Annotated in this window: 12 protein-coding genes; 4 read left to right on the plus strand and 8 right to left on the minus strand. The window is 43.3% G+C overall.

What is annotated here, in order from left to right:
* Nucleotides 1–1,022 precede the first annotated feature (1,022 nt).
* Nucleotides 1,023–3,602 (minus strand): leucine--tRNA ligase, encoded by a 2,580-nt coding sequence (gene leuS, locus WA1_RS31795; protein ID WP_017740258.1) that lies wholly within the window; start codon nucleotides 3,600–3,602, stop codon nucleotides 1,023–1,025.
* 196 nt (nucleotides 3,603–3,798) lie between these two features.
* Here leuS and WA1_RS31800 point away from each other — a divergent pair, with 196 nt between their 5' ends.
* Nucleotides 3,799–4,218 carry a gamma-glutamylcyclotransferase family protein gene (locus WA1_RS31800; RefSeq protein WP_017740257.1) on the plus strand — a complete coding sequence of 140 codons (420 nt, stop codon included), beginning with the start codon at nucleotides 3,799–3,801 and terminating at the stop codon, nucleotides 4,216–4,218.
* Between the two features lie 40 nt (nucleotides 4,219–4,258).
* Here WA1_RS31800 and WA1_RS31805 read toward each other — a convergent pair whose 3' ends face one another.
* Nucleotides 4,259–4,870 carry an anti-sigma factor family protein gene (locus WA1_RS31805; protein WP_017740256.1) on the minus strand — a complete coding sequence of 204 codons (612 nt, stop codon included), beginning with the start codon at nucleotides 4,868–4,870 and terminating at the stop codon, nucleotides 4,259–4,261.
* A gap of 158 nt (nucleotides 4,871–5,028) precedes the next feature.
* Entirely contained in the window at nucleotides 5,029–5,688 is a 660-nt protein-coding gene (locus tag WA1_RS31810) for a sigma-70 family RNA polymerase sigma factor (RefSeq protein WP_017740254.1), read from the minus strand.
* Between the two features lie 650 nt (nucleotides 5,689–6,338).
* Between WA1_RS31810 and WA1_RS31815 the strand changes: the two genes are divergently transcribed.
* Nucleotides 6,339–6,971 (plus strand): L,D-transpeptidase, encoded by a 633-nt coding sequence (locus WA1_RS31815; RefSeq protein WP_017740253.1) that lies wholly within the window; start codon nucleotides 6,339–6,341, stop codon nucleotides 6,969–6,971.
* A gap of 63 nt (nucleotides 6,972–7,034) precedes the next feature.
* On the opposite strand, the gene WA1_RS31820 is transcribed toward WA1_RS31815, so the two are convergent.
* From WA1_RS31820 to WA1_RS31830, 3 genes are all read right to left on the minus strand, one after another.
* Nucleotides 7,035–7,568 (minus strand): late competence development ComFB family protein, encoded by a 534-nt coding sequence (locus WA1_RS31820; RefSeq protein WP_026134340.1) that lies wholly within the window; start codon nucleotides 7,566–7,568, stop codon nucleotides 7,035–7,037.
* Nucleotides 7,569–7,681: 113 nt separating this feature from the next.
* Nucleotides 7,682–8,584: a M23 family metallopeptidase gene (locus WA1_RS31825; protein ID WP_017740251.1), complete on the minus strand. Its 903-nt coding sequence runs from the start codon at nucleotides 8,582–8,584 to the stop codon at nucleotides 7,682–7,684.
* Nucleotides 8,585–8,794: 210 nt separating this feature from the next.
* A complete protein-coding gene (locus tag WA1_RS31830; protein WP_017740250.1) occupies nucleotides 8,795–9,364 on the minus strand; it encodes a Uma2 family endonuclease in 570 nt (189 codons plus the stop codon).
* Nucleotides 9,365–9,567: 203 nt separating this feature from the next.
* On the opposite strand from WA1_RS31830, the gene WA1_RS31835 reads away from it, so the two are divergent.
* The gene (locus WA1_RS31835) at nucleotides 9,568–11,907 is read left to right on the plus strand and encodes a cation:proton antiporter domain-containing protein (RefSeq protein ID WP_017740249.1); all 2,340 of its coding nucleotides are present in this window, start codon (nucleotides 9,568–9,570) and stop codon (nucleotides 11,905–11,907) included.
* A gap of 27 nt (nucleotides 11,908–11,934) precedes the next feature.
* On the opposite strand, the gene WA1_RS31840 is transcribed toward WA1_RS31835, so the two are convergent.
* The gene (locus WA1_RS31840; protein ID WP_017740248.1) at nucleotides 11,935–12,150 is read right to left on the minus strand and encodes an Hfq-related RNA-binding protein; all 216 of its coding nucleotides are present in this window, start codon (nucleotides 12,148–12,150) and stop codon (nucleotides 11,935–11,937) included.
* A 132-nt stretch (nucleotides 12,151–12,282) separates the two neighbouring features.
* On the opposite strand from WA1_RS31840, the gene dapF reads away from it, so the two are divergent.
* Nucleotides 12,283–13,125 (plus strand): diaminopimelate epimerase, encoded by an 843-nt coding sequence (gene dapF / locus WA1_RS31845; RefSeq protein ID WP_017740247.1) that lies wholly within the window; start codon nucleotides 12,283–12,285, stop codon nucleotides 13,123–13,125.
* A 135-nt stretch (nucleotides 13,126–13,260) separates the two neighbouring features.
* Here the strand turns inward: dapF and WA1_RS31850 are convergent, their stop codons facing one another.
* Nucleotides 13,261–16,212 (minus strand): lamin tail domain-containing protein, encoded by a 2,952-nt coding sequence (locus tag WA1_RS31850; RefSeq protein ID WP_017740246.1) that lies wholly within the window; start codon nucleotides 16,210–16,212, stop codon nucleotides 13,261–13,263.
* Nucleotides 16,213–16,910: the final 698 nt, after the last annotated feature.

Raw genomic sequence — 16,910 nt, forward strand, 5'->3', positions numbered from 1 at the left:
AAATTAAAAGCTAATTTTGCATTTAAAATTATACAAGCACTATATTAACGTCAATCTGCCAAACTACAAACCATGAAAAATTCTATCAAAAACATAGTGGGAAGGTGAGAACCCCCGTGATTTATCCGGGGGATGAAACCCGACACAACAGGATTTATCCTGTTGTATCCGTTCTAAACCGTGGTATAATATTCTGACTACTGGCATAGGTGAAAAACCCATAACAAAAAATGTGTTGGTAGACTGAACCATGACAATCGAAGATATGGGGTTGTGTTGAAAAGTCTTTTTTAAAGAGCCATCAACACGTAAAATCTTTGCGGTTGGAAGAGATCAAAGTATCTGTACAGCTCTTTGGGGTCAAGGCAGATAGGACTGTTTGAGCCAGTCAAAGCCCGTAAGGGCAGGACAACGTCACTACGTGGGACTTGTCCCGCTTCGTGACAACGTTCAGAATCCACGTTTTTTAAAGCGTGGAGAGTTCAACCGTATAGTTGGCTAAACTAATGACTCTAAAGTTAGGGTCAGTTGACAAACTGTCACTCACTAGATTCCCCGTATCATTCTAGAGGCGATATTCTTTATTAGTGCAAGGAGTGATACCACTTCACCATATGTTTGCCACAAGTTATAATCACAAAACTCCTAGATCTAGGATATGTTGTGAGTCTCAAATGTTGCATCAAACAAGTGGATTGGTATAAAGTTATACATAAAGAGTGCTTGGATGAGCAAAACCAAGCGCTTTTTTGTGTATAAATTGAACAAAATTTTATCTAAGTATAAGCATAAATTGCAACAACTACCTCTTTATATTATCTGGATTTAATTGCAAAAAAAGAAAAAGATCGAAGGTAACAAATATTACAAAAAAAAAGGGGCGGGCAAGATGCCCGCCTAAAACGGGCGTCTCGCCCGTTCCACCAATTATTTAATGTGTTGCAGTCAACTGAGAAGCGCTTATTGCCAATGCAACTCTATTTACAGACGAAATTATCGAAGCATTTGCATAAGCCACGTTATCAACCAACCACAAAGTTTACCAACTTTCCTGGTACTACAATCACCTTTTTAATTTCTTTGCCCTCAAGGTGACGCTGGACAATTTCTGATTCACGGGCATACTTTTCCAATTCGGCTTTATCCGCTTGGGCGGGAACTTGTAGATCTGCACGCTTTTTGCCGTTAACTTGAATCACTAACGTGATTTCATCAGCAACCAAAGCAGATTCTTCATACTTAGGCCAAGCTTCCGTATGGATCGATTCCACATTACCTAATTGATGCCACAATTCCTCAGAAATGTGAGGTGCAAAAGGTGCTAACAACACAATTAAAGTTTGAATACCCTCTGCATAAATTGGTGAATTTTTACAACTTGCTTCAGTCAAAGCATTGCTTAATTTCATCAATTCAGATATTGCAGTGTTGAACTGATACTCACCTTCAACATCTTCTGTCACTTCTTTGATAGCCGTATGGATTGCCCGCCGCAAATCCTTTTCAGGTTTAGTCAGTTGAGTTTGATTACCTCCAACCGCCCTTGGTTGATTCGCATACTCGCTAACCAATCGCCAAACCCGGTTCAAGAAGCGGAACTGACCTTCCACGTCAGTTTCTTCCCACTCCAAATCTTTTTCTGGTGGTGCTTTAAACAAAATGAACATCCGGGCAGTATCTATACCGTATTTGTCAATCACATCTTCCGGTGCAACACCATTGCCCTTAGATTTTGACATGGTAGCGTAAAGACGTTGCAGTGGCTCGCCAGTTTGCGGATCGCGAGGATCGTTTGGATTAACAAGATGAGAAGGAACCCACTTATCTTTTCCAGATTTATTGGGATTCATATAAGTTAACCCCTGTACCATGCCTTGAGTCAACAAGCGTTGGAAGGGTTCATCAAAGTTCAACAAGCCCCTATCGCGCAGAACTTTTGTAAAGAAGCGCGAATACAATAAATGCAAAATCGCGTGTTCAATTCCACCAACATATTGATCCACTGGCATCCAATCATTCACTTCCCTTGAATCAAAGACTTGCTTTTCATTCTTAGCATCAGGGAAGCGCAAGAAATACCACGAGGAATCAATAAAGGTATCCATCGTGTCTGTTTCTCGCAATGCTGGTGTTCCACAAGTTGGACAAGGTACGTTAACCCAGTTTTCTAACTTAGCCAAAGGAGAAGGTCCGCGCCCGCTAAATTCTACATTATCTGGCAACAAGACGGGTAAATCTTCCTCTGGGACGGGTACAATGCCACAATTGGGACAACGAATCACAGGAATGGGTGCGCCCCAGTACCTTTGGCGTGAAATTAACCAGTCTCGCAAGCGGTATTGGACTCTTGCTTTGCCAAAACCTTGCTTTTCGGCATATTCCACCATCGCTTGTTTTGCGTCTGTGGATGGTATGCCATTAAATTGACCGGAATTAATCACAACGCCCGGTTCTGTATATGCTGCTTGTAACTCTTCTTGTGAGGTGGTTTTGTCCGCCTCTTCTGCAGGCACAATAACAACTTTAATGGGTAATTTTTTTTCTTTAGCAAACTTAAAATCCCGTGCATCATGTGCCGGAACACCCATCACCGCACCCGTACCGTATTCATACAGCACGTAGTCAGCAATCAAAATCGGAATTTCTTCTCCGGTGAATGGATTAATTGCTTTGCCACCTGTGGGAATACCGCGCTTGGGTTTATCCTCCGCAGTTCGTTCCAATTCGCTTTGATTGGAAACTTCTTTCACAAAGGCTTCCACGGCTGCTTGATTTTCTGGCGTGGTGACGCGCTGTGTCAAAGGATGTTCTGGCGCTAACACTACATAGCTGACACCATAAACTGTATCTGGGCGAGTGGTGTACACGCCAATTTTTTCTTCCAATCCAACAATAGGGAATTCCAAGTACGCCCCTGTCGATTTACCTATCCAGTTTGCCTGCATCAACTTAACACGTTCGGGCCAACCGGGTAATTTGTCGAGGTCGTTCAACAATTCTTCGGCGTAGTCAGTAATCTTGAAGAACCACTGTCGCAAAAGTTTACGCTCAACTTTTGCCCCACTGCGCCAAGAATTTCCTTCGCTATCAACTTGTTCGTTAGCAACGACAGTTTGGTCAACGGGGTCCCAGTTAACGGCTGCTTCTTTTTGGTAAGCCAAACCTGCTTTAAAAAATTGCAAGAAAATCCACTGCGTCCATTTGTAATAGTCTGGCGAACACGTGGCCACTTCACAATCCCAATCGATGGAGAAGCCCAAGCGCTTTAATTGCTGCCGCATTTGGGCAATATTTTCATTCGTCCACTTCGCTGGTGGTACACCCCGGTCGATCGCAGCGTTTTCTGCAGGCAAACCAAAGGCATCCCAACCCATAGGATGTAAGACCCGATACCCTTGCATCCGTTTGAGGCGTGCGATCGCATCGGTAATTGTATAATTACGGACGTGACCCATGTGCAGGCTGCCTGAAGGATAGGGGAACATGGACAGGGCATAGTATTTTGGCTTGTTTTTCTCTGTTGGCTTTTTATCCAAGCCTTGTTCTGTCCATGTTGTTTGCCATTTTTCCTCAATTTCTGCTGGGTTGTATCGGGACTCCACCGAAAATACTCCTACTACAATTTGTAATCCTTGTCTTCTTCCATATTTTAAACGGTAGTCTAAAGATTCGATTGATTATATGGTTTATTTTGATTTTTAACCGCAGATGTACGCAGACAAACGCGGATATTTCTTTATACATTCAGCGTGCATCCGCGTTCATCTGCGGTTGCAATTTTTTATTGTGGATTGAGACATGGTCAGCAATTGTTCCGGTTTGTTAAAAGTTTTTGTTTACGGTACTCTCAAACCTGGTGAAGAAAATTATGACAGATATTGTATTGGGAAAGTCGTAGATGCTATTGGTGCGATCGCAGTGGGGAAATTGTTCGCTCTACCCATGGGATATCCAGCGATGGCATTGGGCGATCATTCTGTGCGCGGTTATTTGCTCTCGTTTGCTGACTCTCAGGTTTTAATAGATTTAGACGAGTTGGAAGATTACCACCCTGCAAGAGACGAGTCAGAAAACCTTTACAATCGACAACAAATTGAAGTCCACGATTTACAGGGACATTCTCTTGGTTGGGCTTGGGTCTACGTAATGAAAGAAGAACTTGCCACCCAACTTGGAGGCATCTTTCTCCCTGATGGTTGGTGGAGTCACTCTAAATAGCGTTTGCTAATTGTTTGTTGCCATTAGCCATTAGCTAACATCAGTTAATATCATCCAATTCCAGAAGAAGGTCTGGTGGTTGCACTTCGTCGTGAACCGATTTTTCAGGAGCAACTTCTGCTGTTTTCGGTATGGGAATCACCGGGTTGTTTATAGCAACCATCAGCGGTGAAGCGACAGCAGTTGGTGTTTCTTGAGTTCTTTCTATTCGCTGTTGTGCGAATTGCGACATTCTCGATTCACCAAGCAAGCCAGACATTGCTCCGATCGCACACGCAGCAACAGCAGCACCACCCAGCCAGACTAGCCGAGAACGCCGTTGTACGCGTGCCAATACTTGTTCGGCTGTTTTTTGTGATGACTGTTGCAGCAGTTCTGGCACTGGAAGAGTCCGTACTCCTTGCCTCAGTTTCAACAGTCGCGCATATAAGTACTGCACTGTCTGGTCAGTAGCCAGCCATTCTTCAACTTGCTTACGTTCGGCAGCTGTCACCTCACCATCAAGGTAAGCACTTAATAACTCGAAGCGATCGCGCTTCACCATATCTATAGCACCCGTTAATTCATTGGTATACCTGCCATCCCTAGATTGCAAATCTTTTTGAGGATTTGCCGAGTGGGAGCGGTCATTAAATTGAGAATCAGTAGTCATTTTAACACTAATTACCAATTCCTACACGGGTAAACAAAGCGGACAATTTGGGAAAATTATTCAACTCTTCCCTAATGACAGAAGCTCTCTGGATTTTTTTGACAATTCGTAACAAATTTTTATATTTGTCATTTTCCAAAAGATAGACTGTGCAAAGGTTATGCATCTAGATAATTTTGCAACTGAGATTGCAATCTCGCTCTTGCGCGGGCAATTCTGGACTTGACTGTTCCCAAAGACACCCCAGTGATTTCGGCAATTTCTTCGTATGCCAATCCCTCGATTTCTCTAAGAACAATCGTTGTACGGAACACCTCTGGCAAATCGGCGATTGCTTCACGCAGTTGTTCGTAAAATTCTCTAGTAGTCAGTTCTTCTTCTGGTCCGGGAGTATCTCCTGCAATTTCCCAATCCATCTCGCCATCGTCTACCGCTCGGGGAGCGTCCAGCGACAGGGGACTGACAACCCGCTTGCGTTTCCGCAACTCATCGTAAAACAAGTTGGTAGCAATGCGGCTCAACCAGCCCCTGAATTTGGAGGGTTCTTGTAATCGGTTAATATTCCGATACACGCGAATCCAAACCTCTTGAGCCAAATCAGCCCTATCAGACCAATCAGGAGCCAGATGGTATAACACCCGGTCAACTTGAGATTGATAGCGCCGCAGTAATTCTGCAAACGCAGCACGATCGGGACGTAGTCCAGCTTGACAGCGCAGAATTAGATCGTGATTTGAGAGTTTGTCAACTTGCAATGACGCTTCAGGAAGCCTTGCATCAACTGTTGACCAGGATGATAAAGTAATTGATTGACTCATAGATCGCACTGGCTTTAAATCTTCCCTTTCTATTAGACCCTCTAATTGGTAAGATGTTCCCCGAGTAAGTGACGGATTTATGACTGTAACAATGACCAGTGACCAGTGACCAGTGACCAGTGACCAGTGACCAGTGACCAGTGACCTACTCCCTACTCCCTACTCCCTATTCCTTGATTCCCAGGGTAGCCTCATGACAATGTTTGGTGTTGACCCTGTTCGTTGTTGGTAGTTAGTCTCTGAACTGCTTCTGTCAGGTATATGAACTTGCAAAAACAAATTTAAAGAAAAGGTAATTGTAACTGCTAAGAATAATTTTTCCAACATAGCTTTTCTCCCGCCCACTCCTAATAATGATTGATGGCTGCATTTTGAAAGAGTTCCAGGGAGCAAAAGTTCTCTCAACAACGTTTTTCAAATATAAGCAGTGGCACAATCTTCTCTATAGCCCTAGTTTGCCCAGGACTTTTGAGAAATTCATGAGGGAACTGATAATTGTTTATAAACTTTTGGTAATCATAGTATGAACGTATAAAAAATTTGCCAGTATTTCTGTGTAATTTACTAATGAAGAGATTTAATAGTTCAAGCTAGACTGGGTTTAGTGCATAGCTGAGTAAAAGAGTTGAATGTGGTGGAGAAGGTAAACAATGGCAATGGCAAAAAATGACTCTTTAACGCGTATAGTGATGCTGCTTTGTTTTGGGACGGCATTTCTATCTCTCATTGTCCATTGGCGCATCACGACTTCTACAACCGCTCAACCCAATCTAGCAAAGACATCCAAAACAGCGTTGAGAACAGAGAGTCAAGGACAAAAGCCAGATGCCCAAAATCGCATAACTTTGCTGTCAGCATTCGCACCCACAAAACAAACGACGAATGCTGCATCTCGAAATAGACAACTCGTCGTTGATTTAAGCGATCGCCGTGTATATGTATATAATAAGGATACAGTGATAGCGAGTTACCCAATTGGTGTTGGTAAGAGAGGTTGGGAAACGCCCACAGGTTCATTTCAAATCTTACACAAGCAACGCGATCCTATTTGGCAACACCCCATCACAGGTAAAATTTTTTCGTCTGGTACTGATAGCCCTTTAGGAGACCGATGGATCGGTTTTTGGACAGATGGGCGAAATCAAATTGGCTTTCACGGAACCCCAGATGATGAAGTGATAGGCAGTGCCATCTCCCATGGCTGCTTGCGTATGCGTAATCCTGATGTTCGCTTGCTCTACAAACAGGTCAGCTTAGGAACACCAGTAGAAGTACGCCAGTAAGGTCAGTGACCAGTGACCAGTGACCAGTGACCAGTGACCAGTGACCAGTGACCAGTGACCAATTCATTTTTGCTCAAATTGGGGTGCGTAAGATTCGAGTAGAGCACTCACTTGTCGCAGAACTTCATTGCTTGTGTTTCTAGTTCCTACTGGTGTGTTACCAACGGTAGGTCTATCGAGACTGCGAGCAATTGCTTCGTTGACTTGTTCAGCAATTAATTCCTGAAGTTGTGCTCTAGCTCGTTGGCGCTGGTAGCTAGCACCTTCTTCTGTAGTCGCGTACAAGGGTGGTAGGCGGTTGAGGGCGTAAGCAGCAATATCCCCAACATCCAGAGAACTTTCGCTAGTCGCTTCAATTTCTGCAACGCGGGCTATTGCCTCGGTGAGTACCAACTCTTCCATCACGTTGATAAACTGTTTGCGCGGTACCGCCATCACTTCTCCAGTTAAAAGCGACCCCATCAGCCGATCCAACGCCATGTACTCTTCTATTGATAGTTCGCTAGCGTTATCACAAATTCGCCCGACTTCTGCTTCCATTGCTGGTGTAAGATAACCATCCTGGAGAGCTTGTTCCACAATTTTTTCTATACTCATAATCTTAATCATCTTATAAGCCTTCCAAGCAAGGTTGGGACGGTGCCAATCCTACTTATTCTGCCCAATTAAGAGCTAAGTAGTACGCAAAAAGTTACGATTCTCGAAAATTTTTATCTAACTTCTTGTTTTCGCCAGGGTACTGGGTCAATAGACTTACCATTGACATACAAACCCCAGTGTAGATGAGGTCCCGTGGAAGCGCCTGTTGAACCAACCGCACCAAGAACTTGACCGGGTTGAACAAAATCACCCTGTTTCACATTAATGCGGCTTAGGTGCAAAAAAACGCTTGTTACACCTTGCCCGTGATCGATACCAACTACATTACCGTGAACTCGAAATCCTTCCGAGACTCTACCAACCAATGCGACTCGCCCAGCCGCCGGAGCAACGACAGGTGAACCTGCACCTCCAGCATAGTCAAGACCTCGATGGTAGTAATCCTTAGCAAATTTACCATTATAGTAGCGACGTATGCCATAAATTGTGCTAACTCGTCCTCTATTTGGTGCTAGGAAAGGACCTTTCCAATATTTTTCTGGTGTTTGCAACGCCTTAAAAGCCCCAACACGTTGAACTTCGTGTTCTGTGGCTTTGACTCCTGCTTTTGAGGGAGGTAAATTAATTCGTTGAACTGGAAACTTGCGAGACCGTACTTGTAAGGTCAAATTCTGTACCTGTCCTTCTCCCGATACTTGGATGTTTCTATTTCCAGAGGTTTCTAATGGTGTGGTAGGGATTAAAGCACGATATTGATTTGGTGCAATTTCATATGCAGGATACTTTTCATTCCCACTGGTAACGGTTACATTGTTACCGGGATCGGCATTATCTAAATTCACGATAACTGATATGGTGTCTCCCAATTGAGGAGATTCTGGGCTAACTTGTACTTGCAGAGCCCGTGCAGGTGACGCGAATACAACAGGTAAAGCAGCAAAGACCCCAAGGAGAGCATTGGTTACACGGCTGTTGGTTTTTGATTTGTTCTTAAAATGGCTAACGCTATACACGGTTATTCTGGAGGAGTAAAACAACTTGGATCGTTCTGTTGAACAACAGACTCAATTATCAAGAAAGGGAGTTCCCCATCTTCCATGTTGTTTTTAGCATAAAAATCTTTAGACCAATTTGAAAAAAGAATGTGACAGATCGTTAGGTAATATTAAGCCCAGATAAAGCTTTCTCAATCCAAAATCTAAAATCTAAAATCCAAAATGGTATTACTCGAATTCTGGAGGCCAAAGTTCTGATACTGAGATTTCCCATCCCGGCAGCAAGTCTGGTAGTGTCAGTTTATCATCATCTTTCAGTAGTGCGGGGTCTTGGTTGTGTCGGTAAACACTCACCGTCAATTTATCGGGGTCAATCAGGATACCAACACTACATCCAAGTTGCAGGAATAGCTGAATTTTCTCTACTAATGGCTTGATGCGATCGGATTTAGATTTGACCTCTACCATCAAATCGGGTACGAGTTCTACAAAATCGCGCTTAGTTTTCTTCAAGCGTTCAGCTCGTACAAACGATACATCAGGAGCACGCAAATTTGTACTAGCTCCATTATTAGCATTTATGTCAAGACCGGGCAGGATAAATCCAGCACTCGAACCAGTCACTCGTCCCAATTTTCTAGGCATAACCCACATATTTAAAAATGTGAGCAAACGAGAGCCAATTTCTTCTGACTCATAATCCGACGGACCCATAACCACAATACTCCCATCTACTAGTTCCATTTGCCACTCTGGATGCTCTACTTGCAATTGCTCTAAATCTTTAACAGTTAACATAAGACAACCAAGAATGCGTCTGTTTCTATCATAAGCCGTGGGGATTTTGGATTTTGGATTTTGGATTTTGGATTTGGCATTGAGTATTAGTTATCACCTCACTCCCTCACTCCCTCACTCTCTTTTCTTAATTAACTATCCAGGCTGATGAAAAACTTTGTATCCTGAATGTTAATAGGTCTTAACAGTGTGTCTCAAAACTCGTGCAGGAAGATTTTAGGCTGATAGTTGATTTAGTTTCGGTTTTGACCGTAGCTGCTTGTGGTGGTCTGCTGGCTGCGCTTTTGCGACAACCCGTTTTACTGGGGTATCTCATTGGCGGAATGGTCGTTGGACCAACCGGACTGGGACTGATTAAAGAAGTCATTCAAGTAGAAACTTTGGCTCAGTTCGGAGTTGCCTTTCTATTGTTTGCTTTGGGTGTGGAGTTTTCGTTTGCGGAACTCAAAAAAGTCAAAAATATTGCCCTTGGAGGTGGTGGGCTACAGATTGCCCTGACAATTTTAGTTACAGTTGTGGTTTGCGGGGTGACTGGGGCTTGGGCAACTTTGCCGGCTAAGGGTATATTTTTAGGGGCAATCTTATCTCTATCTTCCACAGCAGTTGTCTTGAAATGCTTGATGGAGCGTAATGAAACAGAAACGCCCCACGGACAAGTAATGTTGGGTATTTTGATAGTACAGGATTTGGCACTGGGGCTGATGATTGCGGTCTTACCAGCGCTCCATCAACCAGGGGAATCTATTGCTGTAGCCGTACTCTTAGCGCTGTTAAAAATTGGGTTATTTGCTGCAGGTGCTATTGTTGCTGGAATTTGGCTGATCCCACCTTTGTTACGATTGCTAGCCCGCACTGAAAGTCGAGAATTATTTTTGTTAGGAGTGGTGGCGCTGTGTTTGGGTATCGCTCTGCTAACAGCGTATTTGGGGCTTTCTATTGAGATGGGGGCATTTGTTGCAGGTTTGATGATTTCGGAGGTGGAATACGCTGACCAAACTTTATCATACGTGGAGCCACTGAGAGATATTTTTGCCAGTTTGTTCTTTGCTTCTATTGGGATGTTGATTGACCCAATGTTTTTATGGAACAATTTGGAACTGATTCTGGGGCTAGTGGCACTAGTATTTGTAGGAAAGTTCATAATTATAACACCATTGGTAAGATTGTTTCGTTATCCGTTAAAAACGGCGTTAATTGCTGGATTGGGATTGGCTCAAATTGGAGAATTTTCCTTTGTGCTTGCCAGTGAAGGACAAAAACTGGGGCTGGTTTCCCGACGGATATATTTATTGATATTGGGAACAACTGCAGTGACACTAGTGCTTACCCCATTTGTGCTGCGTTCGGTTCCGATTTTATTTGATTGGATAGAGTCAGTCCCTTGGCTAAAGAGCTTTTTAAGTGATGAGGGTAAGCCTTTAGAAGTTACCAAAGAATTGTCACTGAAAGATCATGTGGTGGTTTGCGGTTATGGGCGAGTGGGACGAAACTTAGTTAAGTTATTGCTTTCTCGCGAGTTGCCTGTTGTCGTGATCGATCAGTCGGAAACAAGAATTCAGCAATTGCGGGACGCTGGAATTCCTTACGTATATGGCAATTGTGTGAGTCTTCACGTTTTAGAAACTGCTGGGGTAAACACTGCACGAGGAATGGCGATCGCACTACCTGACCCCATGAGCACTCGTCTTTGCCTGAAACGGGCTTTGGAATTATCTCCCGATTTGGATGTTGTTGTTCGTGCCACTAATGATAAGAGTATAGAGGTACTTTACCAACTTGGCGCAAGAGAAGTTGTGCAGCCAGAATTTGAGGCTAGTTTGGAAATGGTAGCTTACATTCTCACAGAAGTGGGCTTATCACCTGTACTGGTGCAGCGACAAATGCAAGAAATTCGCAACAGTCATTATTTAGACCTAAGACCCGTGCGTACTGCTTTTGAGGTTTCTCGCGATTTGCAACAAGCCACTCAAGACCTCAACAAGCGCTGGTATCCCCTACCATATGATTCACCTCTCATTGGTATGTCCTTGGAAGAAGCCGATATGCGTTACTTAACGGGGGTTAGTTTGATGGCTATTCGCCGCGAAGGAGGTGAAGAAATTGACTTTCCTTCTCTGGAAACCAAATTGGAAGAGGGCGATCGCTTGTTAATCGTGGGTTCTGATAGTGAACTTGCTGCCTTAAATGAATTTGCCAAAGGACATGTTGCTGTTCCCGGTGAAAACAGTGCCTGTCAATGGGTTGCGGTTAGTACTGACTCTTCAGTGGTTGGTAAAACCCTAGCAGATTTGGATACCTACAATCAATATGGGATCAAAGTGCAGGCAATGCGACGAGATGGAAAATTTATCCGCTTTCCTAATGACAGTATGGATTTACAAGCTCGCGACCAAGTTTTGGTCTGTGGTAGCTTAGTCGCTGTCAATCAACTCGTACAGTTGCTTGCACCGGAAACTTTAGCACCTTTGCCCTTACCAGTGGTAAAAGCTGGTGAAGCGGACGCACTTAAAGAGTTTCTCCCCACGGATAGCTTACTGGATTAAGCTGCAAAGACTAGCCATGGCACGTCTCTACATTATTGGTTTGATATAGGAGATCGCCTGCTTCCAAACAGTTATCTGCTGGTTGTGGTCGTCTACATAACACAAACACTGCACGTCTTGCCATATCATTTTCCCGGTAAGTAAGTCACCAGTTAGCAGTTTGATTTGGACAGACGCACCTTCCTTAATCAGGTTTTGTACTTGTCGAATACTAGGCAGAGAGGTATCAAATTCAGTAATCATAGTTATTTGTTATTTGTTATTTGTATTGGTCACTGGTCACTGGTCACTGGTCACTGGTCACTGGTCACTGATCACTGGTCACTGGTCACTGGTCAAATGACAAAACACCAATATAATTCACGGATTTGAGAAATGGCAATCGAATTTACTAAGTATCATGGTTTGGGTAATGACTTTATCCTGATTGACAATCGCTCGTCATCTACGCCCGCGATTACACCAGAACAAGCAATTAAGTTATGCGATCGCCACTTTGGTATCGGTGCTGATGGCGTCATTTTTGCATTACCAGGAGAAAATGGTAATGACTATACCATGCGGATTTTTAACTCCGATGGTTCAGAACCAGAAATGTGTGGTAATGGTATTCGCTGTTTGGCTGCTTTCTTAGCTGATTTGGAAGGAACTCAGAGGAAAAGTGACAAATATGCCATTCATACACTGGGTGGTGTGATGACACCTCAACTGATGTCGGATGGTCAAGTTAAAGTAGATATGGGGCTTCCGAGATTACTTGCTGGTGAAATTCCTACAACTCTCGCTCCCGATGACGAAAAAGTTATTGCTCAACCGATACAAGTTGCAGGAAAAACTTGGGATGTTACCTGTGTTAGTATGGGTAACCCTCACTGCATTACTTTTGTAGAAGATGTCGCTGCTATTCCTCTGGAAGCGATCGGTCCGCAGTTTGAAAACCACCCCGTATTTCCTCGACGGACAAATACAGAATTTATTGAAGTTGTCAGTCGTGACTACGTGAAAATGCGCGTGTGGGAACGCGGTGCTGGTATAACTTTAGCTTGTGGTACTGGTGCTTGTGCATCATTGGTAGCTGGGGTGTTGACAGGAAGATGCGATCGCACAGCCACTGTGGAACTTCCTGGAGGACCCTTGTACATCGAATGGTCAGAAGTAGATCGACGGGTTTACATGACCGGACCAGCCGAGCGAGTTTTTACCGGGAAAATCGATTAAGGGATGTCCAAATAAAAAAATATCCCAAAATTGCTTGTGGTGCGGGCGTCCTCGCCCGCCACTCATAGAAAACGGGCGGGGACGCCCGTCCCACAATATGAGATAATTTGTTTACTGGAAATCCCGATATGTTATTTAAAACACAAAGTTATTGACATCATTAAGAGCCACAGCTGAAACATTCTCTAGAGTGATAAACGCTCTTTGATGGTGTTTTCCAAAACCACTAGGATCGAAAAGAACCACAGCATTTGCACCTTTTTGCTCAAAACCCAAAAAGCCATCAGCAATTGCATTAGTTCCGTTGTAGCCAACTTTGTCAAGCAACTCGGTGAAGACAAGTTTGTCAGCACCAACTGTAAAGTCAGTAATGGTATCGCCTCTATCCCCAAACTTTGTATAGACAATCAAGTCACTACCAGTACCAGTAGTAATGGTATCCTTATTTAGGAAGCCAGTAATGGTATCACCTTTAAAAGTTCCTACTAAGGTGTCTTTTCTCGGTGTTCCATTAATTATGCTCGGTGAGAGGTGAAACCGTGCCACACTGGGATCGTGGTCGCTCGTTTGATCGGCAAACTCGGAGTTGATATGAACCACATCAAACCCATCCAAGTTATGCAACAAATTGCTACTTACCAAAATATGGTCAAGAACTTGGGAGTTGCCATCAAAGACGTAAGTGTATTGTTCATTAAGAGGTAGGGTTTCAATGAGATTTGTTAGCCCAGCGCTTTCGATGGTGTTGACGGGGTTGGAGAACTGAAAATCATTCAAGTCACCTGCTACCACTACATTAGCATTGGGGTCACTTGCCAGAATACTTTGGACAAAGTCTCTGACTATCGTGGCTTGTTGATTGCGCTGGACTTCACTAGTCAGTGTTGGTGGTTGATTTGCTCCAAATAGAGGTTGGTCACCACCTTTTGAGTTGAAATGGTTGCCAACAACATAGACAGTTTGACCGTTGAAAACGAATTCACCAACCAGAGGCTTGCGGCTGTTGTCGAAGGCGGGGTTGGTGGGATCGATCAAACCAGGGCTGTCGGAAAGTAAGGGAAAACCATTGGCGTTGCTGACTGTAGTGTTGGTCGTAGAACTACCACCCGGACGATCCACAAAACTGACTCGGTTGGGATTAAATAGGAAGCCTACTCGGATATTTCCACCAGGTTCTCCACCATTGGTATCGTCTACTGGATTAATCTGGCGAAATTCATAGGTAGGACCACCAGTAGATGTGATCGCACTAATCAATTTTTGGTAAGTTTGGCTGGCATCAACAACGCTGTCATTTGTTGGTCCGTTATTGTCCTGAATCTCTTCTAAAGAGATAATATCTGGTGACTTGAGGTTATTAACAATAGCACCAGCAAGGCTATTGAACTTAGTATCATTATCACCGGGATCGAGATTTTCTACGTTGAAAGTGGCAACTGTCAGCTGATGAGCAGTGGGAGTCAGATGCGTAACTTCACGCTGCAAGCCTCCAGAAGTTACACTGGGCAAAGCTTGGGTATTCAACAGCTTAAAGTTCCCAAAACTGTAGTCAATAACCCCAACAGTTGCTCCGTTAAATGTATCTCCCACATTCACCTGCGGTTCGTTGGAGATAATCTCATCATCAATAATAATTCGCTCTGGATTAAAATCACCAGGTTGAATTATAATTCCACCACGAGACGTGCGAACGCTAGCATTTGCGCCATTGTCTGCCAATACCGGAATTTCGCCAAAATTATTCGTTGGTCCAACCGCCACAGCATTATTGACCTGCACTTGCATTCCTTCTAAGCTTTCATAGAAGTCAATGCCGTCTTGTGCAGGGTCAAACACCGTACCGGAGTTTTCTACATTGCCATTTGCAGCGTCATCGCTAATAACTTGAGTAGGAATTGCACGTCCGCCATTACCTAGAATTATCGGAGCAGGTAACGCGTTACCTGTAGAGACAGTAGTAATTGTTGGGCTGGAAATTTGAGTGGTAGTTAGGTTACCAGTACTAGCTCCACCAGGACGAAACTCCGACACCCTACCGCTAACTAACACAGAATTTCCTACAGCTATTGTCGGTGTAGAAGAGGTGAAGACAAAAATGCCTTCTGAAGTAGCATCATTATTATCTGGGTTGGGGTCTTGCAGGTAGAAACCGTTGGAACGTAAAGCTGTAACGACACCAGCTACATTACTTACTAATTGACCATTTAAAGGTGAAGTATGTGCTGTGCCTTGAATGTCACGGATGCGTACCGCAGGTGCATCGTTATCTGTCACAGTAACGTTAGTTGTACTACTACCAAATTCAGTTGCAGTAGCAGTCAAAGAGACATTTTGGGAACCATCTGCGATCGCATCATCAACAGCAGTCACTGCAAATGTGGCAGAAGCTTGTCCAGCCGCAATTACGACTGATGTGGGAACAGTTGCCTCAGTTGTGTCACTGCTAGTTAAAGTGACAGTGAGTTCATTTGTTGTACTTCCCGTGCGGGTGACTGTTGCTGTAGCTGCATTATTACCTGCTGCTTCTGAAAAGCTTGTCGGAGAAACACTCAAACTCAAAGTTGATGGAGGTAGTCCACCGTAGGTTCCTAAATTGTCGAACGTATCTGTGGGGAAGCCATCCCATTCAGTGCTTGGATCGAAGGCATCATTAGGGTTGGTATCGCCCATTGTCACACTTGTTTTGCGGCGCAAGGTGTTGTCAGCTGTGCTAGTCAGTCCAGTACCCCATTCAGTACCTGGATCCATACCTATCTGACCAATAGAATCAATTATTGTACCATTAACACCACCTTTACGCAACACAATTGCATCATCGCCATTAAACCATCCCGCACCATTAGTTAGATCGGCTTGTGCAAGAATCGTGGAATTAGCGCTACTTTGAGCAAGGACAAAGACATCACCGTTTGCCACTGTGCCAGTGAGATTGATTGTCAGACCAGCAGTAGTGGAGCCATTGAAATAATATTGTACAACGTAGTTTTCCACTGCCAAATCGATAGCAGATCCTGTACTATTGTAAATCTCTAATGCTTTGTTGTTACTACTACCCTCAATGTACTCAGAGAAATATAAGTCTGCCATCAATGCCTCCTTAAGTTAGGTCAAAATAAATTGGGAGCCAGCACCAAAATAGAGCCATCTCTTGCGTTTCTGAAAGGCAAATTGCAAAACCTGATACGTATTTGAACATATGATTGATATAGGAATGCTAAATGATTTATGAAAAACTTTAAGTACCGTAGAGCATTGCCCACCCTACGTGTAGTTCAAAAATCAAATAGGATTGCTATAGTCTTATAGCGGTAAGGGAATAGAACTAGGGTAGATTCCGTGGATGATTAATGTACACATCCTCTTACACATTTAGTACAACGCGTACATGATTACTTAATATTATGGGAAATTCATAGAGATTTGCTCATTAAATTTTAAAGTTTTTGTAAATTCAGAACAGTCTAAGTTTTGAACATAGTTAACAGTCTTTTTTTTAGTAAAAGACTTATTATTCATGTATTTTGAGATCATTCATATATCGTTAATAAACTAAATATAAATGAAGAAAAAGTTAAGCTGAGTTTAAAAGTAAGAGATTTCTTAGAAATAAATAGTTTGACTTAAAGTCAGGCCTGCTGAGTTTAAAAGTAAGAGATTTCTTAGAAATAAATAGTTTGACTTAAAGTCAGGTCTGCTGAGTTTAAAAGTAAGAGATTTCTTAGAAATAAATAGTTTGACTTAAAGTCAGGTCTGCTTAGAGTTTAAAAGTAAGAGATTTCTTAGAA

Origin of the sequence: Scytonema hofmannii PCC 7110, from assembly GCF_000346485.2 — a bacterium.
In the GTDB taxonomy this organism is placed as follows: domain Bacteria; phylum Cyanobacteriota; class Cyanobacteriia; order Cyanobacteriales; family Nostocaceae; genus Scytonema; species Scytonema hofmannii.

What these genes read in the sequence shown, in the direction of transcription:
- WA1_RS31800 (WP_017740257.1), top strand. Translation starts at nt 3,799, where the DNA reads ATGGTCAGCAATTGTTCCGGTTTGTTAAAAGTTTTTGTTTACGGTACT.
- WA1_RS31805 (WP_017740256.1), bottom strand. Translation starts at nt 4,870, where the DNA reads ATGACTACTGATTCTCAATTTAATGACCGCTCCCACTCGGCAAATCCT.
- WA1_RS31810 (WP_017740254.1), bottom strand. Translation starts at nt 5,688, where the DNA reads ATGAGTCAATCAATTACTTTATCATCCTGGTCAACAGTTGATGCAAGG.
- WA1_RS31815 (WP_017740253.1), top strand. Translation starts at nt 6,339, where the DNA reads ATGGCAATGGCAAAAAATGACTCTTTAACGCGTATAGTGATGCTGCTT.
- WA1_RS31820 (WP_026134340.1), bottom strand. Translation starts at nt 7,568, where the DNA reads ATGAGTATAGAAAAAATTGTGGAACAAGCTCTCCAGGATGGTTATCTT.
- WA1_RS31830 (WP_017740250.1), bottom strand. Translation starts at nt 9,364, where the DNA reads ATGTTAACTGTTAAAGATTTAGAGCAATTGCAAGTAGAGCATCCAGAG.
- WA1_RS31840 (WP_017740248.1), bottom strand. Translation starts at nt 12,150, where the DNA reads ATGATTACTGAATTTGATACCTCTCTGCCTAGTATTCGACAAGTACAA.
- dapF (WP_017740247.1), top strand. Translation starts at nt 12,283, where the DNA reads ATGGCAATCGAATTTACTAAGTATCATGGTTTGGGTAATGACTTTATC.
- WA1_RS31850 (WP_017740246.1), bottom strand. Translation starts at nt 16,212, where the DNA reads ATGGCAGACTTATATTTCTCTGAGTACATTGAGGGTAGTAGTAACAAC.